Here is a 19,363-nt window from a genome sequence, read left to right on the forward strand (position 1 = left end):
CCGTTCAAAGCAATTCGCGGATAGCCTTATCAATAGCAAGCGGCGCAAGCGACGGCACAAAACGTGCCGTTACCAACCCCTCGCGGTTAACCAAAAACTTAGTGAAATTCCATTGAATATCACCGTGTGCCCGTTTGCTGCCCAAGGAAGCCAGCTTTAACAGCCCGTCCGTTATCAGGCGGCCGCCTTCGTCTTTCGGCTGTTGCGTTTTCAAATAAACATAAAGCGGATGGGCATCGGCACCGTTGACATCAATTTTTTCAAATGTCGTAAATTGTGTGCCGAAACGGGTTTCGCATATTTGCGCGATTTCACTGCCGCTTTCCGGCGCCTGAGCACGAAATTGGTTACACGGAAAATCCAAGATTTCAAAACCTTCGGCGGCATAGCGGCTATATAAAGTTTGCAATTCCCGATATTGCGGCGTGAAACCGCAGTGCGTGGCCGTGTTCACAATCAACACAACCTTACCCGCATAATCCGACAACGGAATATCCGCACCTTGCGTATTTTTAACCGTAAAGCCGTAAATATTGCTCATTAATCATTCCTTTTCAGGCATCGCAAACGTTGCCATTGTAGCGCAAATTAATTTAAGCGATACGGTGGGCGCTTCATCAAGCGTAAAACGGCGGAACAAGATTTTATATTTTTATCACTTTGGGGAGCCGTCTGTTTAAAGGCTTTTGACTTTTTCTATAACTTATTCACAATGATATATCAATAAAATATTGATGATTATTGAGACGGAACAATACGCCTGATTAAAGGCCGTCTGAAAGGTTTCAGACGGCCTATTGATTAATACCCCGTGTAGGTCGGATTCCCGAATCCGACAAGGGCATTATCACGATGCTTAAACATTTTCCATCATACCGACCGTTTTGTCGGATACAAGTATCCGACCTACGCCTGCCGAAAGGTTTCAGACGGCCTTTGGTAGGGGCGGATTATATATCCGCCCGTGCCTAAACATCCTGCCATGCAGGCTGTTTACCGCACATGCCGAAGCCAGATAATCGCGGCTGTATTTTACCGATAGCGCAATCCAAACAACGGGCGGATATGCAATCCGCCCCTACGCTTGCTATGGCAAAGAGCATTGGAGGCTGAGGGATGCGGCCCATGAAATGGGCCTGAGTCAGTCGGATTTTAATGATTTTGTAAACAGCCGCCCTGATTATTTTAGATTGGAAAACGGCATAGAAAACATGTCGCATAAAAATGAAATGCCTAGAAACGATCCTTATATGAATAGAAAGGCAATAGAAGAGATTAAAGAAGAAATACAAAATTTTTTAGACACAGGAAGATAAAATGGACGATAAAGATAAACAAAACTATGAAGAAATGAAGAAAGAATACGAAGATAATTTCGATAGGTTGATCCTATTGGCTAACAAAGCGGGTGATATAGCATTATTAGAGCAGATGGAAGCGGAGGGAAAGCTTGAACCGTTAATGGTAACACCGTATGAAAATTGGAATTATCTGCATCTGGTAAATATGAGTAGGGTTAGACAGAGCCCGCCGGAAACCAATGCGTTTTATATTTCGCGCGGAGTGGATGTTAACCTTCAGTCGGGAGACGGTTGCACGCCATTGCATTATGCGATGCGGGTGGGTAACGGCGATGTAGCATTATTAATGCTGGAAGCGGGTGCCAATCCGAATATTCCCGACCGCCATCAAGTTATTCCATTGGCGATGATGTTGGCGATGCCGGACCGTTTGGATGTATTGGAAAAGATGTTGGAAAACGGTGGTGATGTACATTATTTGAGCGGTGGTAATGAGGTTGGGGTTTTGGAAGAGCTTAAGCTTAATTCGTCGGATGATAAAGAAGCCCAACCGATTATCGCCCTTATGGAAAAATACGCCTGATAGAAAGGCCGTCTGAAAGGTTTCAGACGGCCTATTGATTAATACCCCGTGTAGGTCGGATTCTCGAATCCGACAAGGGCATTATCACGATGCTTAAACATTTCCATCATGCCGACCGTTTTGTCGGATGCAAGAATCCGACCTACGCCTGCCGAAAGGTTTCAGACGGCCTTTGGTAGGGGCGGATTATATATCCGCCCGTGCCTAAACATCCTGCCATGCAAGCTGTTTACCGCACATGCCAAAGCCAGATAATCGCGGCTGTATTCTAGCAATAGCGCAATCCAAACAACGGGCGGATATGCAATCCGCCCCTACGCTGGCGGATATGAGTAGGGTTAAACAGAGCCCGCCGGAAACCAATGCGTTTTATAGGTTAATTTATCCTTATTAAAAAGATAAATTAACCGTTATCTTGATTAAGCAATTTTTACTGCTTTATAAGCACTTTGCGGATGAATAATCACATCACGGGCTTTAATAATTTGTAACTCATATTTACCGCTTTGGTGGGTAATGCTCATTACATCATTGACTGCATTTGCAGTGTGCTCAAAAGCTTCAATTTCAGATTTTCCATTTAATAAATTTGCAAGAAATAATCCGCTGGTTAAATCACCCACCCCGACAGGATCTTTACCAACAAATTCGTGTAGCGGGCGGCTGATATGCCAAATGCCTGATTGTGTTGCTAATACCATTTCAAATTTACTCGGGTCTTTTCCTACTCGGCTTAAATGTTTCACTAATACAATTTTAGGCCCTTTCTTTAAGATAAATTTGATGGCTTCAATGGCTTGTTCAAAATTTTCTACCGGTAAGCCTGTAAGCTCGCGTAATTCAACTAAGTTTGGCGCAATGATATCTGCTTTTGCCATTGCTTCATCCCGTAAAAAATCAGAAACGCCTGTTGCAACGATACATCCCTTATCAGGATGTCCCATTACCGGGTCGCAAAAATAGATGGCATTTGGATTTTTTGTTTTGATTTTTTCAACAGAAGCTATAATTTCAGCACCTTGTTCTGCGGCACCGATATAACCGGAAAGAACTGCATCACATTCATGTAAGGCATTAATTTCATCAATTCCTTGAGTTATTTCACCTATTTGCTCCTTAGGAATAACCATACCTTTCCAGTGTCCGTATTGAGTATGGTTGGAAAACTGTACGGTATTTAATGCCCATGTATCAATTCCCAATAATTGCATTGGAAACACAGCAGCCTTGTTTCCTGCATAACCATAAACAACATGCGATTGGATTGAGAGAACATTTTTCATTTGTGATTTCCTTATTTTTGCTATATTTGAGTACTTTTTAGCTATTGATATGATGCGGATTGCGATTTGCAAGATGAACAATCCTTAAAATTCATGCCTGTTTAATAGCAAATTAATATGTCGATTTAGCTTAGTAGGTAGAGTAACCGGCTTGTAATCAGTAGGTTGCCGGTTCTATTTTGATAGTCGGCACCATTTCACCTTATAATTCCCCTACTAAATTCACTACTTTTCAGTATACCCTAACGATTTTCTTTTTAACGTTGTATCGATAAAATGTAGAATTAAAAAACGGCAAGATTGGGTAAAAAATTTACCTAATCTTGCCGTTTTATTTGTTATCACAATGACACGTAACCATAGCTCATTAAGCGCTGATAGCGTCTGTCCACTAATCCTTCGGTATTTTCTAACTCATCCCATTCAGCCGGATCGTCTAAAAGGCATTGTTTAAGATTTTTTGCCATTTCATCTGTATTTCTATGTGCTCCGCCTAATGGTTCCGGCACAATATTATCAATTAAGTTGAGTTTTTATATCGTGCGGAGCGGATGTTAGCCTTCAGGCCGGAGGCGGTTGCACGCTATTGCATTATGCGATGCGGCATTATTGATGTTGGAAACGGGCGCCAATCCGTTGGGCGTTTTAGGCAGAATTAAAGATGATTTTGGTGATAAAGAGGAAGTCAAGCCCGTAATCGCCCTCATGGAAAAATACGCCTGATACAAAGGTCGTCTGAACGGTTTCAGACGGCCTTTGGTAGGGGCGGATTATATATCCGCCCGTGTCTGCACATTGACCGTGCAATCCTTTACCGCGCAAGTCAAAGCCAAACAATCGCGGCTATATTTTATCGATAGCGCCATTTCAAACGGCGGGCGGATATGCAATCCGCCCCTACGAACAGTAGGTCGGATTTTCGAATCCGACATGGGCATTATCACGATGCTTAAACGTTTCCATCATACCGACCGTTTTGCCGGATACAAGTATCCGACCTACGCTTGCTGATATTTGTCTAAAAGGCCGTCTGAATCTTATCTGTCAGACGGCCTTGAAACCATATCAATATATGCTTGCCGATAATGGGTTTAAGCTGCCATATTTTGGAAAACTGCCCGTGCGGTAGCGATGGTTTCGTCGATCAGTTCGGGCGTGTGGGCGGCAGACATAAAAGAGGCTTCGTAGGCGGAGGGGCCGAAAGCAATGCCGCGTTCGAGCATGCCGTGGAAGAAGCGTTTGAAGTTTTCGGTGTCGGAACGGGTCATATCGGCATAGCTTTGCGGTTTGCTGTCGGCAAAATACAGGCCGAACATGCCGCCGACCGAATCGGCGCTGAAGGTAACGCCGGCTTCTTTGGCGGCTGCTTGGAAGCCGTTTGTCAGCCTTTGGGTGTGTTCGGTGAGTTGTTCGTAAAAACCTTTACGGCGGATGATTTCGAGGGTTTTTAATCCGGCGGCGACGGCCACGGGATTGCCGGAAAGCGTGCCGGCCTGATAAACACCGCCGAGCGGGGAAATGCAGGCCATAATGTCTTTGCGTCCGCCGAAAGCGGCTAAGGGCATGCCGCCGCCGATAACTTTGCCCATTGTGGTGAGGTCGGGGCGGATGCCGTGTAAGGATTGTGCGCCGCCGAGGGCAACGCGGAATCCGGTCATCACTTCGTCGTAAATCAATACTGCGCCGTGCTGTTCGGTGAGGCTGCGCAAGGCGCGGATAAACGCTTCGGAAGGTTTCACCAGATTCATATTGCCGGCAAAGGGCTCGACAATCACGCAGGCGATTTCGCTGCCGATTCGGGCGAAGGTTTCTTCAAGTTGGCCGACATGGTTGTATTCCAAAACCAGCGTGTGTTTGGTGAAATCTTCGGGTACACCGGCGGAGCTGGGGTTGCCGAAGGTGAGCAGGCCGCTGCCGGCTTTAACCAACAGGCTGTCGGAATGGCCGTGATAGCAGCCTTCGAATTTGATGATTTTGTCGCGCTTGGTAAAGCCGCGTGCTAAGCGGATGGCACTCATGGTAGCTTCGGTGCCGGAGCTGACCAGGCGCAGTTGTTCGACGCTGGGCACGATTTCGGCAATGGTTTCGGCAATAATGATTTCGCCTTCGGTAGGCGCGCCGAACGACAGCCCGCCTAAAGCGGCTTCGCGCACGGCTTCGACTACTTCGGGGTGGGCATGGCCGACAATGGCGGGGCCCCATGAGCCGACGTAGTCGATATAGCGGGTGTCGTTTTCATCCCACACATATGCGCCTTGGGCTTTTTTGATAAAACGCGGTACGCCGCCGACGCTGCCGAATGCGCGTACGGGCGAGTTAACCCCGCCGGGAATAATGTTTTTGGCTCGGTTGAATAATGTTTCGTTGCGGTTCATGGCAGGGAACTCCTTGATTGGGTAAACAGCGGCGGTGCGTGCCGTCGGCAAAGATAAAGCGGTATTTTAACAGCTTTATCGGTTGCCGTTCCAAAGCCGGGCAATATGGTATATATTGCCGTTTTTTATGCGGCCGGGTTGCCGTTGCCGCCCTGATGGGGAAGCGTGTAGGCATGTGTTTTCAGACGGCCTCTTTACGCTTTCGGACGATAAAAATCGAATTAATTATAGACTTATGGATACAGAGCAAGTACTTGAACAAGCGGTAAATCATGTGCCTTACGGCGTGATGACGGCAGAGGTGCAGAGCATGGTGGCGGCATTTTGGGCGCGGGTGCCTTATATGCTGACGGCGTTGGCCGTATTTATTATTTTTTGGTTTGTTTCGCGCTTATTTAAATTGACGGTGCGCAAACTGTTGGCCAAACGTTTGGCCGAGCGCATGAACCTATTGCTGGTGTTGCAGCGTATCGGGGCAGCCTTAATTGTGTTTTCAGGTTTCTTGGCTGCCATGATGATTGCATTGCCTGATTTTACGCCGACCAAGCTGATTAGCACGTTGGGTATCGGTTCGGTGGCCATTGGTTTTGCTTTTAAAGATATTTTTCAAAACCTGTTGTCGGGGATTCTGCTGCTGTTGAGCGAACCTTTTCAAATCGGCGACCGTATTGTTTCGGGTGATTTTGAGGGGAAGGTGGAAAATATCGAAATCCGTGCCACCACACTGCGTACGAGCAACGGGCGGCGTATTGTGATTCCGAATTCGCAGTTGTTTACTTCGCCGGTTACCGTGAACACCAGCGGCCGACGATACCGCCAAAGCACCACGTTAACCCTGCCGTCAGGGCGCGACCCCGAACAGGTAAAACAGGATATTTTGAAAGTTTTGAAGGAACGTTGCCAAAATATTGAAGATCCCGAAGTGGTGATGACCGCGCTTTCGGATACGGCGGCAACGCTTGAGTTGTATTGGTGGGCGCAGGGCTATGGTGATGACCATCATGTTACCGACCAAGTATTGTCGTGTGTTCGGCCGCTGTTGATGCCGCCTACCGAAGCATAAGCCCTAAATATAAAAAGCCGTCTGAAACCTTTCAGACGGCTTTTTATAAGTGCGGATTATATATCCGCCCGTGTCTATCTGTTCGACAATGCCATCTTTTACCGCACATGTCGAAGCTACGCAATCGTATATTGTAGCGATAGTGCCATGCCAAACGGTGAACGGATATGCAATCCGCCACTACGAACAGTAGGTTGGATCCTCGAATCCGACATTAACACATTCCAACTCGTAAAAAACGATTAATAATCTGGAAGGTATCTATCTAATACGGCAAAAACACCTGCAGTTTTCCAAAGATGTCTATTGCCAATAACATAGAGAGACTCTTTGGCACGGGTGATAGCTACGTTGACGAGGTTCGGCTTTCCTCCGGCCCAAGCGCGGGCGCCATTTTGCGAGGTCATTTGGGCACCGAGCACGAAAAATACAATTTTTGCTTCGCGTCCCTGTACCGTATGCACTGTTCCTACATGTTCCTGAACCCAAGCATCCGGTTTGTCTACCCAATCATTTAGGACATGGCTTTTTAAGATTGCCTGCCGCAAGTTATCTTGCACGATAACAAAAGGCGTTACTATATATAAATCGGCATCCATACCGCCACGCCGCAATCGGTATAGTTTATCAATGAGTACATTCGCTTCATCGGCACACCATTTATCCGGGCCCGGATTGCCTTGTACATTGATCCAAGCGGAAGGGCCGAGAATGGTATTTGCCGGTGAAGGTTTTTTGGCTTGTACCATTAGGTTTGAATAAGCAATCTCGTTTGAAATTTCAAACATCGGACTGTTGCAACGTCGATGTACAAGCAGGGGGGCGCCTACATCTCTATAACCGCTACCGATAGGAAAGCGCGCGTAATACATACTGGCCATATCGGCGACGGTTTGTACCGATGCTTCGGGCGGGTTGTATTTAAGTGGGTCAACACCAAAGAAAGCACATATTTTTTCGGTCAAACTATTCGGTAAGGTTACGACCGGCTCGATTTGAAGCGGATCACCAACGATGACCGCCCGTTTTGTACGCAGCATGGCGCCTACGGCCGCTTGCGGAGCTGCCTGGCCGGCTTCGTCTACCAATAACCATCCGAGCGATTCCGGTGCGAGACGGGAAAACATTCTGTTAACTGAAGCAAAGGTTGTGGAAACTATGGGTATTACAAGAAAAAACGAGGCCCATAAATCAGCGATTAATGCATCTTTTTGTGCCGTTCCAAGAGAACGGGTACCGAATGATTCAATAAAAATCGATAAATTCTGACGCAGCGGATCGGCTGCGGCATCAATAAAAGCGCGGTGCAGGTGAATAGCGGCTTCAAATAAATTGTCTCTGAGTTTGTTGGCAGTCTGATTAAACCAAACACTGGCTTTTTGAATATCTTCATGCGTATTGGTGAAAAAGGCGTCATCTAATACCGGAACTTCAAAATCTTCACGCATTTGCTTTGTTTGGGTATCCAAACGATTTTTTTCTTCTGCTAATTTTTCAATTTCGTTTGCAGATGCGTTGCTTAAGGATTGTTGTTTTGTGAGCTCGTTGTGGAGCGTATTAACCTGTTCTCGGCAATTATTATAAATTTTGTCGGATGCATGTGCTTTTTCTTCCAGCTCGCTAATCTCGGCTGACCATTCTCGGAAACGACGTGTCTGAAGCAGGCGAGCAAAAAGTCCCGGACGTGCGGAAAGGCGTGTTTCTTTGAGGTTTTGTTTTTGCGTTTTATCAGCTTCTGCCATTTTAAGTTGCTGTTGGGCTTCTGATAATGCTGATTGAAATGAGGCTATCTTATCGAGTAATTCTGATTGCGTTGATTCGATATCCTTTATTTCCGTAGCGATAGCAAGCAAACGTTGTAGTTGGGTATGCAGTTTTTGCAGTGTTTTTTGGCTATCTTTAGACGCTTTTAGTGCTTGCTGAAAATGTATGCGGGCCTCTTCCCAACGTGCATTAGCTTCTTTTGGGTTTGCCGGCGGGCATTCGCGGTTAACAATATTTCGATAACGTCTTATTGATGTGCCGTCATCCTGCCGTTCGAAAGCTATCTGAGGAATGCCGCAGGCATGATTTAAATAGGTTGAGAAACCGTTTTCATTATCTCGCCAGAATTTTTGTGAAAAATTATAGCGGTTGTCGGCGTTTCCCAACACGGCAGAGATGGTTCCCCAAGTATCGCATTCCAAAAGTTTATCGGAAATCGTTTTAAAATAACGCAATTCAGGCGCATCGCTGGCAATCGCCTCAATAACAGGGAGTTCGGCACTGACATTTTCCACAGCCTTATTGTTGGAAGATGTAACGACCATCTCGAAGCCTTTCAACTTTTCATCAAGCTTATGGAGTGTGATTTTTGCTCCGCTTCTTTGCAAAGTTTGAGATGTGGGGGAGAAGGCATCTGCCGGATTGGTGTAGGTGGACATCACTTCTGCGCGCTCGATAATCCGTGCAGCTACGACATCTCGTAATAATGTTGTTTTACCGGTACCGGGCGGGCCGTTAACCCCCAGTATCCCTGTTTCCATCAATGCAGGTGTTGCTGCGTTTACGGCAGCCTGTTGTAATAGAGCCAGCGGAAAGCGGCCGTTCCCCGGCCATTTGCCCAACGGTGTTTGAGACGGCTGAAGCAATTGCTGTAATTTTAAAGTGTCTTCAAGAAGATTGATTTTATGCGCGGGCTTTTCTATCCCTAAATAATGGCGCAAGGCATGCGGAAGCGTACCATTTTTTATGTGGTTTCTTGCAACAGATAGATCATTCAGAAAAAATGAGTTAAGTAAGCGCGGCTCAGGTGGGGTTTTACTGGCAATATATTCATAGCGCCGCAATGCAAAATAAGGTTGTTTCAATTCCAATACATCGAGATTCATTTTGTTAACTAAAAAGTTGAAAAGTTGGGATATATGCTCTTTAGTAAGAGGTAATATATTTTCTTGATCATCGCATTGAAATAGAAGTTGTTGGAATGCACCTTTCAGAATCTGTTCACAATTAGGCCATTCTGCCAGCGCGTGCAGATCGCCTTTAAGTGCAATCGGAACACCCCATGCAAAGCTGGAAATGGCAAAGCTATTGCTTTCCGTAAGCGGGCGCCCTTGATTGTCTAGAAGGATGCTGGCAATAGGGCAATACCCCTGCATACTCGGTTGATCGGGGCGCGTGTCGGCATAGATTTTGAGCAAACTCTCTACAGCAGGGCCTAAGGCAACCGAGCCAAGAATGAGTTCATAATAAAGCCGCTTTTTGGGTGGTGGGGCTTTTTCATTTTTTTGCCATGGAAGGTCGGATTTTTCAAATCGTGCAACATAGGAATGTTGCCCTCCCACTAAATCTGTTTCTCTGCGGTAACTTTGCGGGGAAAGTACTTCAAGAGCGGTCCAAGTGCGCAGAATATTTTGAGGATCATTGGTAATAGGTGTTTGAGGATTCTCTTCAAACTCATCGATTACTTTTTCAGAATAAGGTCTTTGTGTCATTATATTTTTGCTAGTTAATTTTTTTTATATCATACAATCATCTAAAAATAATATCTATTCATAATGCAAAAGACGGGTGGCTGCGTGGATAATTTAGGAAATGCCGATTAATCACCGGTCCGCTAAAATAATATCGTTCAAATTTCAATGATAGATGAGCGGGAAGTGTAATGGTCTTCTTGATATTAAACAAAGTAATGAGAACTTTTTTATAAAACAAAGCGCATAAACAACCGCCTTATTGGTGCGGTTTTTTCGGTCAAATAATAACCAAGTATCGCTGTATTTGTAGGATGTGTCACACGGCATGGCACGCAGATGTGTTTTGCCATCATTCATAACCGCATGCGTTCGTGTCACACCCCCTTGTATGTTGAAACCAATATTTAAGTCAAGATATCGGAAGCATGAATAATATTATGCGGTTGCCTGCTATTATTCTTCTTCTTTCTTAAAGGTTACGCCGATATTGGTGCCGCCATCGCTGCTTTGGCGTAAGCTCACCTGATAGGTGTGTGTTTGACCGCAAGCTTGTACTTGCCATGATTCCAATGCTTGAACCAGCCCGCGCACCTCTTTCAAATCCAATACTTGGGCATTAACCGACTGAATGCTGTTACAAGAATAAGTTCCTCTTTCAAACAGCTTGATATTATTCATTACATCGTTGCGCAGTGTACGGCTGCCATAGGCTGTACTATTGCCCTGATATGTGCTGCCTCCTAAACCTGCACAGGCACCTAACAAAAACACTAAACCGAGCATAGATAAGTAACGCATATTTCACTCCTATTAAAAATGATACGGCCCAAAATATTACCTTTTCGATTAATGGGCAAACTTATATATTCATCAGTATTAATCGATGGATATATAGTAACATTTAAATATAAGTTATTGTATAAATAGTAAAAAAATAAAATTGGCATAACTGTATGAAAATTTTAATGCCCTAAAATCTGAACAGTTTTAGTTAATATGGGCGAGGCTCTTCGGAAGCACGTAGGTTGCATCACTATGTTTGATATAAAAAGCCGTCTGAAAGCTTTCAGACGGCTTTTTGTTTGATTATGCATAAAACTACTTTGTTAGGGCTTTAACGAAGCGATACATTGTTTGTCGCGTGCTTCGAAAGCTTCCGCACCACCAAGCAGGTTGAGTTGCTCTTCCGGGCCGAGAGAACTGAGCGATTGGATTTGTTCTTCACTCAGCTTTTCCAATGGTTCGTCCCACATGCAAACGCAGTAGTCTTGAATGACTTGGTCTGATTTATCGGCCAGGCCGACTGTTTGCAAATCGTTTTGCCATTTCTCGGAAAACGGTACGTTTTTTACGCAGGAATCCACAATGGCTTGTTTGGCTTTCGGTTTGGAAAGCGCCCAATTAGACAATAAACCGAATACGGCCAATAGGCCCAAAACCACAAAGCCCCAAATGCGGACGGTGCGGATTTTAGCGCGGGCTTTTTTGCGTTGTGCTTGCGGTGTGTTTTCGGGCTTATCCGTTTTGTCCATGTAGGCTCTCCATGCGTATCATCACAATAGGGGATTTCACTTCGCTGAGTGCTTGGATGGCATTCATGGCGGTTTTCACATTTTTCTCAATGGTGCTGTGGGTGAGGATAACGATTTCCGCCAGCGTGCCGTCGATAACGCCTTTTTGAATCAGCGCTTCGATGGAAACGCCTTCTTTCGCCAACAGGTTGGCAATTCTGCCTAATACACCGGGTTCGTCGAGTGCCTGTACACGCAGATAATAGCTGCTGGTGATGTCGTCCATCGGCAGCATAGGTTGAACTTTGACTTGGCTGGGTTGGAAGGCCAGATGCGGTACACGATTGCCCGTATCTGCGGTAATCAGGCGGCCGATGTCGATAATATCGGCGACCACGGCACTGGCAGTCGGCAGCGCACCTGCACCGGCACCATAATAAAGCGTTTCGCCTACCATATCGGCATCGACGCGCACGGCATTCATCACGCCGTTGACATTGGCCAATAAGCGGCATTCGGGAATCAGGGTCGGGTGAACGCGCAATTCGATGCCTTTATCGGTTTTGCGGGTGATACCGAGCAGTTTCACACGGTAGCCGAGTTCTTCGGCATATTTGATATCGCGGCTTTCAAGTTTGCTAATGCCCTCGAGATAGCAGGATTCGAAGTTTACGGGGGTGCCGAATGCCAATGCGCTCATAATGGTGATTTTATGTCCGGCATCATGGCCTTCGATATCGAAAGTCGGGTCGGCTTCGGCATAGCCCAACTCTTGGGCTTTTTGCAAAACGTCGGCAAAATTGCTGCCTTTTTCGCGCATTTCGGTCAGAATGAAATTGCTGGTGCCGTTGATAATGCCGGCAATAGAGCGGATATTGTTGGCGGATAAGCCTTCGCGTAGGGCTTTAATAATCGGAATGCCGCCGGCAACGGCCGCTTCAAATTGAACCATCACATTTTTTTGTTCGGCCAACGGGAAAATTTCGTTGCCGTATTCGGCCAATAGTTTTTTGTTGGCGGTGACAATATGTTTACCATGTTCGATAGCTTTAATCACTGCTTCTTTGGCAACGCCGGTGCCGCCGAACAGTTCGACCACTACATCCACGTCATCACGCGCTACCAATGCAAACGGATCTTCTACAAAAACCGCATCGGGGCAGATTTGGCGGGCTTTTTCTTCACTTCTATGGCAAACGGCGGCAATGTGTATGTCCCGCCCGAGACGGCGGCTGATTTCTTGTGCATTATCTTGTAAAACGCGGGCGGTACCGCTGCCTACGGTGCCTAACCCTAATATTCCGATATTCACTGGCTTCATTCTGTCTCCTTAAGCCGTTGTATGTTAGTATTCTGTGCGCACTGTTATTCGGTGCAAAGGCTGTTATCCTACCTGAATTTAGCTGCTTCTGCACCTGAATTTCAGACGGCCTGTATCGATAAAAAAGAGGAATATTTATGCTGATTGAAGAAACCCAGCCGGGCGGACAAAATGAGATTAACGGCTACGCCCCCGGCCAAATCGAAATCAATAGTCGGGCTTATACCGAAGCCGTTGTTTTAAAAGATACCGGTATTGAAAAGCCGACTCAAACAGAGCCTGCGGCTTTATCGGCACAAGATTTTATTGAGGCCGTATCCGAAGGGGTGCCGCCTGAAGTGATTTTGGTGGGCACGGGTGAAAAACAGGTGTTTCTGCATCCGAAAATAGCCGTTGCATTGGCAGCCAAAGGCATCGGTTTGGAATGTATGTCTACCGCTGCCGCCTGCCGCACGTTTATGATTTTGCAAAGTGAAGGCCGTCGTGTTTGGGCTTGGTTGTGGCCTTAAGCGGTTGTTGCGCGTGACTGTTTAAACTTTAAATTTTCCCGCTTTTTTCAGACGGCCGCCTGTTTTGGCAAACAGGCGGCTATGTTTATTGAATTTCTTAACAAAGCAACGGCATACCTTAAAGCGGTTTAGCTTGAAATACGGTACAATGCGCGTTTATTTTGATTGAATATAAGGGTGCTTCCGCACATGGCTTCATTAGAAACTTGGATCGGCCTGCGCTATCTGCGGGCAAAAAAACGCAACGGATTCATGTCGTTTATTACCGTTATCTCGATTTTGGGCATTGCATTGGGCGTTTGGGCGCTGATTGTGGTGCTGTCGGTGATGAACGGTTTCCAAAAAGAAATCCGCGGTCAGCTGCTCAATGTGGCGCCGCATGCCGAAATCGGTTATTACACGGCTGAAAACGGCGAAACATGGCAAGACTTACGCGCGATTGTTCAAGGCAAAAAAGGCGTATTGGCTACTGCGCCTTATGTGGCTGATCAGGCTTTGTTGGCCAATTCGGGCGAAGTGCGCGGCGTACAGATTCGCGGTGTGTTGCCCGAAGAAGAAAAAAATGTGGTCGATTACGGCAACGATATGCCGCAAGGCAGCTTCGACGACTTAAAACCGGGCGAGTTCGATATTATTCTCGGTGAAGACTTGGCCGAAGTTTTGGGTGCGGAAGTGGGCGGCAAAGTGACCGTGATTACGCCTGAGGGTAATGTGACGCCCGCCGGCGTGGTGCCGCGTTTGAAACAGTTTAATGTGGTCGGCGTGGTGAAAACAGGGGTTTACGAAGTGGACAACAGCTTGGCCATGATTCACATGCAAGATGCCCAAGTGTTGTACCGTTTGGGCAGCAATGTCGGTGGGTTGCGCATTAGATTGTCCGATCCGCAAAATGCGCCGGACTTTATCCGCAACCTGATACCGCCCGCCGATCAGGATAAAATCTGGGCGCGCGACTGGACCTTTTCCAACCGCAGTTATTTTGAAGCGGTGGAATTGGAAAAACGCATGATGTTTATTATCTTAACGCTCATTATTGCCGTAGCGGCGTTTAATCTGGTGTCTTCTTTGGTGATGGCGGTAACCGAGAAACAGGCCGATATTGCCATTTTGCGCACCTTAGGGCTTTCGCCGGGCGGGGTGATGAAAATCTTTATGGTTCAGGGGGCGTTTGCCGGATTTATGGGCACTTTGGTCGGCGTAGTCACCGGCGTGTTTACCGGTGTGAATATCGGCCATTGGATTGCTTTTTTCGAGCGGATTACCGGTACGCACCTGATTAATTCCCAAGTTTATTTTATCGATTATGTGCCCAGCGATGTGAATGCCGGCGATGTGGTGGTGATTGCCTGCATCTCATTGGCATTGGCTTTTATCGCAACGCTGTATCCGAGCTGGCGGGCATCGAAAACCCAACCTGCGGAGGCTTTGCGCTATGAATAATCAGATTGTTTTGAAATGCGATAACCTTTATCGGAGTTATCAAGACGGCGCTTTAAATGTTCAGGTACTCAACGGTTTGAACTTGGAAGTAGCCGGCGGGCAGAGCGTGAGTATTATCGGTGCTTCGGGTAGCGGTAAATCCACCTTGCTGCATATTCTGGGCGGCTTGGATATGCCGACTTCGGGTAGCGTGAACCTGATGGGGCATAACTTGAGTGAAATGAATCAGAAGCAGTTGGGCGAACTGCGCAACCGCTATCTGGGTTTTGTTTACCAATTCCATCATTTATTGCCTGAGTTTTCGGCTTTGGAAAACGTGATGATGCCGTTGTTAATCGGTAAAAAACCGAAAGCCGAAGCAGAAGAACGCGCCACGGCGATGTTGGATAAAGTCGGCCTGAAAGCGCGTATGCTGCACCGTCCGAGCGAGCTTTCCGGCGGCGAACGCCAGCGTGCGGCTATTGCCCGTGCCTTGGTTACGCAACCTAAATGCTTATTGGCCGACGAACCGACAGGCAACCTCGACCGCAAAAACGCCCAAAACGTACTCGATATGATGTTGGATTTGAAAAACGAATTGGGTACCAGCCTGATTGTGGTGACGCATGATGACGAACTGGCCTACCGCTTCGACCGTGTACTGACGATGCATGACGGTTGTTTGTCGTTACTGGATAAAGATAAGTAAGTAACAAGCCGCAAGGTTTAAAAGGCCGTCTGAAAAACTTTTCAGACGGCCTTTGCAAATGGATTTTGCTATATGCGGTATAATCCGAATCGTTATTTTTTTTCAGACGGCCTAATGATGAGCATCTACGCACTCAAACCTAAATTTCAAAATCTTCTGCGCCCGCTGGTACGCAAGCTGCATAATCGGGGGGTAACCGCCAATCAGGTAACACTTACCGCCTGCGGGATTTCTATTTTTATCGGCGTGTTGTTGGCCGGATTTGCCGATGTGCCCGCTTTATTCTGGCTATTGCCGATATGGCTGTTTGTGCGCATGGCGCTGAATGCGGCCGACGGTATGTTGGCGCGTGAATTCGGCCATCAGTCGAAACTCGGCGGCTATTTGAACGAAATCACCGATGTGGTGGCCGATGCGGCTTTGTATCTGCCGTTTGCTTTTGTATTGCCTTTTAATGCTTTTCAAATTGCTTTGTTTATCTGGCTGGCGGCAATGAGCGAATTTTGCGGGGTGCTGGGGCAGGTACACGGGCAGAACGGGCGGCGTTACGACGGCCCGGCCGGTAAAAGCGACCGTGCGTTTTTGTTCGGCGCTTTGGGTTTGTGGTATGCGCTGGCAGGCGTGCTGCCGGGTTGGACGGTGTGGGTGATGTGGTTGTTGGTGGCGGTATTGGCCTATACCTGCGTGCGCCGTGTGCAAAACGGGTTGAAAGCGGCCGTCTGAACGCTTATGCGTGGTTCAGACGGCCTAAAATCGTGATATGAGAAAACGGTATTATGCGATATCGGTAGTGTCAAGATCTAATTTAGCTGCGTATTTTTGCAATACGGCTGCTAAAAGTGTACCGTCGGCCAAACTCAGATCGCTGCGTTTGATGGTGTGTTCGTATCGCGGTGTTTTCATGGTAAAGCGTTGCCGTCTGATTTTTACGCATAATTCGGCATAGGGTAGGCGGCTGATTTTGCCGTCGGTTTGAATCACGGTGCAGCCTTTTGCATCGAGCATTATGCCAATATAGCGTTTTTGGTCGGTAAAACCGATATGTAGTGGAAATTCGCTTTTTTCATACACCTGAAAATAAACGGCATAGCCGAATTGGGGTTGTTGCTTGTCGTCGAGGGTGAGGTATTTTTTCACGCGGGAAATCAAATAGCTCTCGCCGTCGTAGGCTAATGTCCGGCCTATCGGGTATTGTGCTAAGAAACGTTCGTCTTGAGGGTTGTTGTATTGTGTAAAGATATTCAGGCTTTGGCAGGTGTCGGCAAAAACCTGCGGGGCAAGCGGGTGGCTGCTGCTATGAAAAGACAATTGGTAAGCGGGTTGGCTTTCCCGCTGTGTGTTGCGGTAAACCGTGATGCCCCAATACATCAGCAGAAGCGCCGCAAGAATCATGGCCGCTATGCCTAAAAGTTGGAGATTATTTAAAATACTGCCCATATGGATTGTGTTATCGTTTTGAAAAAATGCTATTTTAATGATTAAAATGTCATAAAACAATCATAATGGAATATTTTTCTTATTGATTTCAAAAAAGAAATCTTAATTTAAATAATTATATCTAAAGTAATATTTAAAATATGTTTGTTTTTAATGTGGAGGCCGATAGTTGGATATTCGGCGGAAAGGGAGAAAGATGGAGTGGATAAAGCAGCGGTTGGCATGGCTGACCGATCAGGCGCTTTGCCTGTTTGTTTCGTTTTTAACGGGTGTGCGGCCGAAAGCGGCCAAGAGTTTGGGCTTTACGCCGCAGCGTAAAGTTTATTATGCCAATCATGGCAGCCATGGCGATTTTGTGTTGGTGTGGATTTCCCTGCCTAAGCGCTGGCGTGCCTGTGTGCGTCCGGTAGCGGGATCCGATTATTGGCTCACCAACCGTTTGAAACGTTTCATTATCCAAAGGGTGTTCAATGCGCTGTTGATTCCGCGCAACAGCGGTAACCCGCAAGCGATTACCGAACAGATGACCGAAGCGTTGCAAAACGAGGATTCGCTGATTATTTTCCCCGAAGGTACCCGCAATACGGATGACCAAGTGACGCTGTTGTCTTTTAAGAGCGGCATTTATCATTTGGCAAGGGAAAACCCCGATGTCGGTTTTGTGCCGATGTGGATCAACAATATCAACCATGTGTTGCCCAAAGGCACTTTTCTGCCGGTGCCGCTGTTGTGTGATGTGAATATCGGCGAGGTGGTGTATTTACAGGAAAACGAAGATAAAGACGCTTTTCTAAAGCGCAGCCGTGATGCGCTGCTGGCATTGGCGCCGCCTGAAAAACAACAACAAGCCGCTGTAAATGATCAGCATAATGGGGAGGCTGCGCTATGAATCCGGTTGTTTCCAATGTATACGCCATGCCGGTTCAGGCCGGCTGGGTGTTTGTGGCTATTTTTATCGTATTGATGGTCGCCAGTGCGATTGGGAAGTGGCTGGAATATAAAAAAGGCAGCGATAATACAACCGTTGCCAATTTGAATGCCCGTGTTTATGCCTGGTGGGTGATGACGCTGGTGTTGTTGCTGGCGTTTTGGTTCGGCAAAACAGGCACGGTGGTTTTATTTTTCCTCGTCTCGTTTGCCGCATTGCGTGAATTTCTTACGTTGGTTTATAAATACCGCAGCGATTACAGCGTGATGCTGGTGTGTTTCTATATTCTTTTGCCGGTTCAGTATTACTTTGTGTTTACTGAGTGGTACGGCATGTTTTCCATCTTTATTCCGGTTTACGGCTTTTTAATCCTGCCGATTATCGGTAGTTTGAGCGGCAGAACCGAGCATTTTCTGGAGCGGGCGGCGAAAACCCAATGGGCGGCGATGATATCTGTTTTCTGTTTGTCGCATGTGCCGGCATTGTTGACTTTGCATTTGGACGGTTTCCCGCAAGAACAGAATATATTGTTGTTAATCTTTATGATCGGTGTGGTTCAGGCCAGTGATGTCTTGCAATATATTTGGGGCAAAACTTTGGGTAAACGTAAGATTATGCCGTCTTTATCGCCGAGTAAAACCGTAGCCGGAACGGTGGGCGGTATTGCTTCGGCTGTTGTGGTTGCTATGCTGATGGCGCCGCTAACGCCGTTTTCTACTTGGCAGGCCGGTTTGATTGGTTTGGTTATCTGCCTGATGGGTTTCTTCGGCGGATTGGTGATGTCGGCGATTAAGCGTGATCATGGTGTGAAAGACTGGGGCAATATGATTCAGGGGCATGGCGGTATGCTTGACCGTGTTGATTCGATTTGTTTTGCCGCGCCGGTGTTTTTCCATATTATTCGTTATTTCTGGCACGGTTAAATCGTGTTTTTGATAGATTGATTTATAGGCCGTCTGAAAATGTTTCAGACGGCCTTTCTCTATTTGCTAATGATAGTTGCCGTTTGATACATGTTTCATTCTTTTATCGTCAAACCTTGTAATGAATACCTTATATTTGGCACAATCCGTTTGGCTAATGTGGGCAATATTTCATTTGGTGGTATAACAAGGTTTTTTGTTTGAAATAGCAATAAAATTTTCTTTCTTTCTAATGCTCAATATTAGTAAATAGTAATTTAAATACTAACTAAATAGGATTTACATCATGAAAAATAAAAGTAAAAATAAAAATGTAGGAATGCTGGATTTATCCAATGTAGATAGTGAATCTATTGATAAATTAGTTTCATCTATTAAAGGGTCTGAATACTATAAGACACAACTAAAAAAGATAAGAATATATCAAGCAATAATTCTTACAATCGTAATAACTTTTTCTTTATATGTATTATCCCGAATGTATCTGAGATAAATATAATCAACTAGATTGATCCTTGATATTTATTAGGGCTGGACGAATAT

The 19,363-nt window shown here is 46.3% G+C and carries 24 protein-coding genes; 14 read left to right on the plus strand and 10 right to left on the minus strand.

What is annotated here, in order from left to right:
* Positions 1-4: 4 nt before the first annotated feature.
* Both NXS09_RS01055 and NXS09_RS01060 read right to left on the minus strand, forming a co-directional pair.
* Positions 5-541: a glutathione peroxidase gene (locus NXS09_RS01055; RefSeq protein ID WP_259290708.1), complete on the minus strand. Its 537-nt coding sequence runs from the start codon at positions 539-541 to the stop codon at positions 5-7.
* Positions 542-968: 427 nt separating this feature from the next.
* On the minus strand, positions 969-1,127 hold the full coding sequence (locus NXS09_RS01060; protein WP_259290709.1) for a hypothetical protein: 159 nt from the start codon (positions 1,125-1,127) through the stop codon (positions 969-971).
* Positions 1,128-1,130: 3 nt separating this feature from the next.
* On the opposite strand from NXS09_RS01060, the gene NXS09_RS01065 reads away from it, so the two are divergent.
* The 4 genes from NXS09_RS01065 (at position 1,131) to NXS09_RS01080 (ending at position 2,278) form a co-directional block, all read left to right on the plus strand.
* Positions 1,131-1,316, plus strand: a complete 186-nt coding sequence (locus NXS09_RS01065) for a hypothetical protein (protein ID WP_259290710.1) — start codon at positions 1,131-1,133, stop codon at positions 1,314-1,316.
* A 1-nt stretch (position 1,317) separates the two neighbouring features.
* Positions 1,318-1,884: an ankyrin repeat domain-containing protein gene (locus NXS09_RS01070; protein ID WP_259290711.1), complete on the plus strand. Its 567-nt coding sequence runs from the start codon at positions 1,318-1,320 to the stop codon at positions 1,882-1,884.
* 108 nt (positions 1,885-1,992) lie between these two features.
* Complete coding sequence (locus NXS09_RS01075; RefSeq protein ID WP_259290712.1) at positions 1,993-2,139, plus strand: hypothetical protein; 147 nt, start codon at positions 1,993-1,995, stop codon at positions 2,137-2,139.
* Positions 2,123-2,278, plus strand: a complete 156-nt coding sequence (locus NXS09_RS01080) for a hypothetical protein (protein WP_259290713.1) — start codon at positions 2,123-2,125, stop codon at positions 2,276-2,278. Before NXS09_RS01075 ends, NXS09_RS01080 begins: the two co-directional genes overlap by 17 nt.
* A 25-nt stretch (positions 2,279-2,303) precedes the next feature.
* Here NXS09_RS01080 and pdxY read toward each other — a convergent pair whose 3' ends face one another.
* Together pdxY and NXS09_RS10840 are read right to left on the minus strand one after the other, a co-directional pair.
* On the minus strand, positions 2,304-3,167 hold the full coding sequence (pdxY, locus tag NXS09_RS01085) for a pyridoxal kinase PdxY (RefSeq protein ID WP_259290714.1): 864 nt from the start codon (positions 3,165-3,167) through the stop codon (positions 2,304-2,306).
* Between the two features lie 341 nt (positions 3,168-3,508).
* The gene (locus NXS09_RS10840; protein WP_434802995.1) at positions 3,509-3,688 is read right to left on the minus strand and encodes a hypothetical protein; all 180 of its coding nucleotides are present in this window, start codon (positions 3,686-3,688) and stop codon (positions 3,509-3,511) included.
* 55 nt (positions 3,689-3,743) lie between these two features.
* On the opposite strand from NXS09_RS10840, the gene NXS09_RS01090 reads away from it, so the two are divergent.
* Positions 3,744-3,890, plus strand: a complete 147-nt coding sequence (locus tag NXS09_RS01090; RefSeq protein WP_259290715.1) for a hypothetical protein — start codon at positions 3,744-3,746, stop codon at positions 3,888-3,890.
* 78 nt (positions 3,891-3,968) lie between these two features.
* Positions 3,969-4,178, plus strand: coding sequence for a hypothetical protein (locus NXS09_RS01095; protein WP_259290716.1), 210 nt, complete (start codon positions 3,969-3,971; stop codon positions 4,176-4,178).
* An 80-nt stretch (positions 4,179-4,258) separates the two neighbouring features.
* Here NXS09_RS01095 and hemL read toward each other — a convergent pair whose 3' ends face one another.
* Positions 4,259-5,542, minus strand: a complete 1,284-nt coding sequence (hemL, locus tag NXS09_RS01100) for a glutamate-1-semialdehyde 2,1-aminomutase (protein ID WP_259290717.1) — start codon at positions 5,540-5,542, stop codon at positions 4,259-4,261.
* 235 nt (positions 5,543-5,777) lie between these two features.
* Here hemL and NXS09_RS01105 point away from each other — a divergent pair, with 235 nt between their 5' ends.
* Positions 5,778-6,605: a mechanosensitive ion channel family protein gene (locus NXS09_RS01105; protein ID WP_259290718.1), complete on the plus strand. Its 828-nt coding sequence runs from the start codon at positions 5,778-5,780 to the stop codon at positions 6,603-6,605.
* Between the two features lie 242 nt (positions 6,606-6,847).
* On the opposite strand, the gene NXS09_RS01110 is transcribed toward NXS09_RS01105, so the two are convergent.
* The 4 genes from NXS09_RS01110 to NXS09_RS01125 form a co-directional block, all read right to left on the minus strand.
* The gene (locus NXS09_RS01110; RefSeq protein WP_259290719.1) at positions 6,848-10,081 is read right to left on the minus strand and encodes an AAA domain-containing protein; all 3,234 of its coding nucleotides are present in this window, start codon (positions 10,079-10,081) and stop codon (positions 6,848-6,850) included.
* Positions 10,082-10,516: 435 nt separating this feature from the next.
* A complete protein-coding gene (locus tag NXS09_RS01115; RefSeq protein WP_259290720.1) occupies positions 10,517-10,861 on the minus strand; it encodes a hypothetical protein in 345 nt (114 codons plus the stop codon).
* A 308-nt stretch (positions 10,862-11,169) separates the two neighbouring features.
* Complete coding sequence (locus tag NXS09_RS01120) at positions 11,170-11,595, minus strand: hypothetical protein (protein ID WP_259290721.1); 426 nt, start codon at positions 11,593-11,595, stop codon at positions 11,170-11,172.
* Positions 11,579-12,895: a homoserine dehydrogenase gene (locus tag NXS09_RS01125; RefSeq protein ID WP_259290722.1), complete on the minus strand. Its 1,317-nt coding sequence runs from the start codon at positions 12,893-12,895 to the stop codon at positions 11,579-11,581. Before NXS09_RS01125 ends, NXS09_RS01120 begins: the two co-directional genes overlap by 17 nt.
* Before the next feature lie 137 nt (positions 12,896-13,032).
* Here NXS09_RS01125 and NXS09_RS01130 point away from each other — a divergent pair, with 137 nt between their 5' ends.
* The 4 genes from NXS09_RS01130 to NXS09_RS01145 all read left to right on the plus strand — a co-directional run bounded on the left by NXS09_RS01130 (position 13,033) and on the right by NXS09_RS01145 (position 16,255).
* Positions 13,033-13,404: an Mth938-like domain-containing protein gene (locus NXS09_RS01130; protein WP_259290723.1), complete on the plus strand. Its 372-nt coding sequence runs from the start codon at positions 13,033-13,035 to the stop codon at positions 13,402-13,404.
* Positions 13,405-13,593: 189 nt separating this feature from the next.
* Positions 13,594-14,844 carry a lipoprotein-releasing ABC transporter permease subunit gene (locus NXS09_RS01135; RefSeq protein WP_259290724.1) on the plus strand — a complete coding sequence of 417 codons (1,251 nt, stop codon included), beginning with the start codon at positions 13,594-13,596 and terminating at the stop codon, positions 14,842-14,844.
* Complete coding sequence (gene lolD, locus NXS09_RS01140; RefSeq protein WP_259290725.1) at positions 14,837-15,532, plus strand: lipoprotein-releasing ABC transporter ATP-binding protein LolD; 696 nt, start codon at positions 14,837-14,839, stop codon at positions 15,530-15,532. Before NXS09_RS01135 ends, lolD begins: the two co-directional genes overlap by 8 nt.
* A gap of 117 nt (positions 15,533-15,649) precedes the next feature.
* Entirely contained in the window at positions 15,650-16,255 is a 606-nt protein-coding gene (locus NXS09_RS01145; RefSeq protein ID WP_259290946.1) for a CDP-alcohol phosphatidyltransferase family protein, read from the plus strand.
* Positions 16,256-16,306: 51 nt separating this feature from the next.
* Here NXS09_RS01145 and NXS09_RS01150 read toward each other — a convergent pair whose 3' ends face one another.
* Complete coding sequence (locus tag NXS09_RS01150) at positions 16,307-16,969, minus strand: hypothetical protein (protein ID WP_259290726.1); 663 nt, start codon at positions 16,967-16,969, stop codon at positions 16,307-16,309.
* A 196-nt stretch (positions 16,970-17,165) separates the two neighbouring features.
* Between NXS09_RS01150 and NXS09_RS01155 the strand changes: the two genes are divergently transcribed.
* From NXS09_RS01155 to NXS09_RS01165, 3 genes are all read left to right on the plus strand, one after another.
* Positions 17,166-17,858 (plus strand): lysophospholipid acyltransferase family protein, encoded by a 693-nt coding sequence (locus NXS09_RS01155; protein WP_259290727.1) that lies wholly within the window; start codon positions 17,166-17,168, stop codon positions 17,856-17,858.
* Complete coding sequence (locus NXS09_RS01160) at positions 17,855-18,820, plus strand: phosphatidate cytidylyltransferase (RefSeq protein ID WP_259290728.1); 966 nt, start codon at positions 17,855-17,857, stop codon at positions 18,818-18,820. Before NXS09_RS01155 ends, NXS09_RS01160 begins: the two co-directional genes overlap by 4 nt.
* 286 nt (positions 18,821-19,106) lie before the next feature.
* Positions 19,107-19,313: a hypothetical protein gene (locus NXS09_RS01165; RefSeq protein WP_259290729.1), complete on the plus strand. Its 207-nt coding sequence runs from the start codon at positions 19,107-19,109 to the stop codon at positions 19,311-19,313.
* Positions 19,314-19,363: the final 50 nt, after the last annotated feature.

It is taken from the genome of Neisseria montereyensis, assembly GCF_024834045.1.
Lineage (GTDB): Bacteria > Pseudomonadota > Gammaproteobacteria > Burkholderiales > Neisseriaceae > Neisseria > Neisseria montereyensis.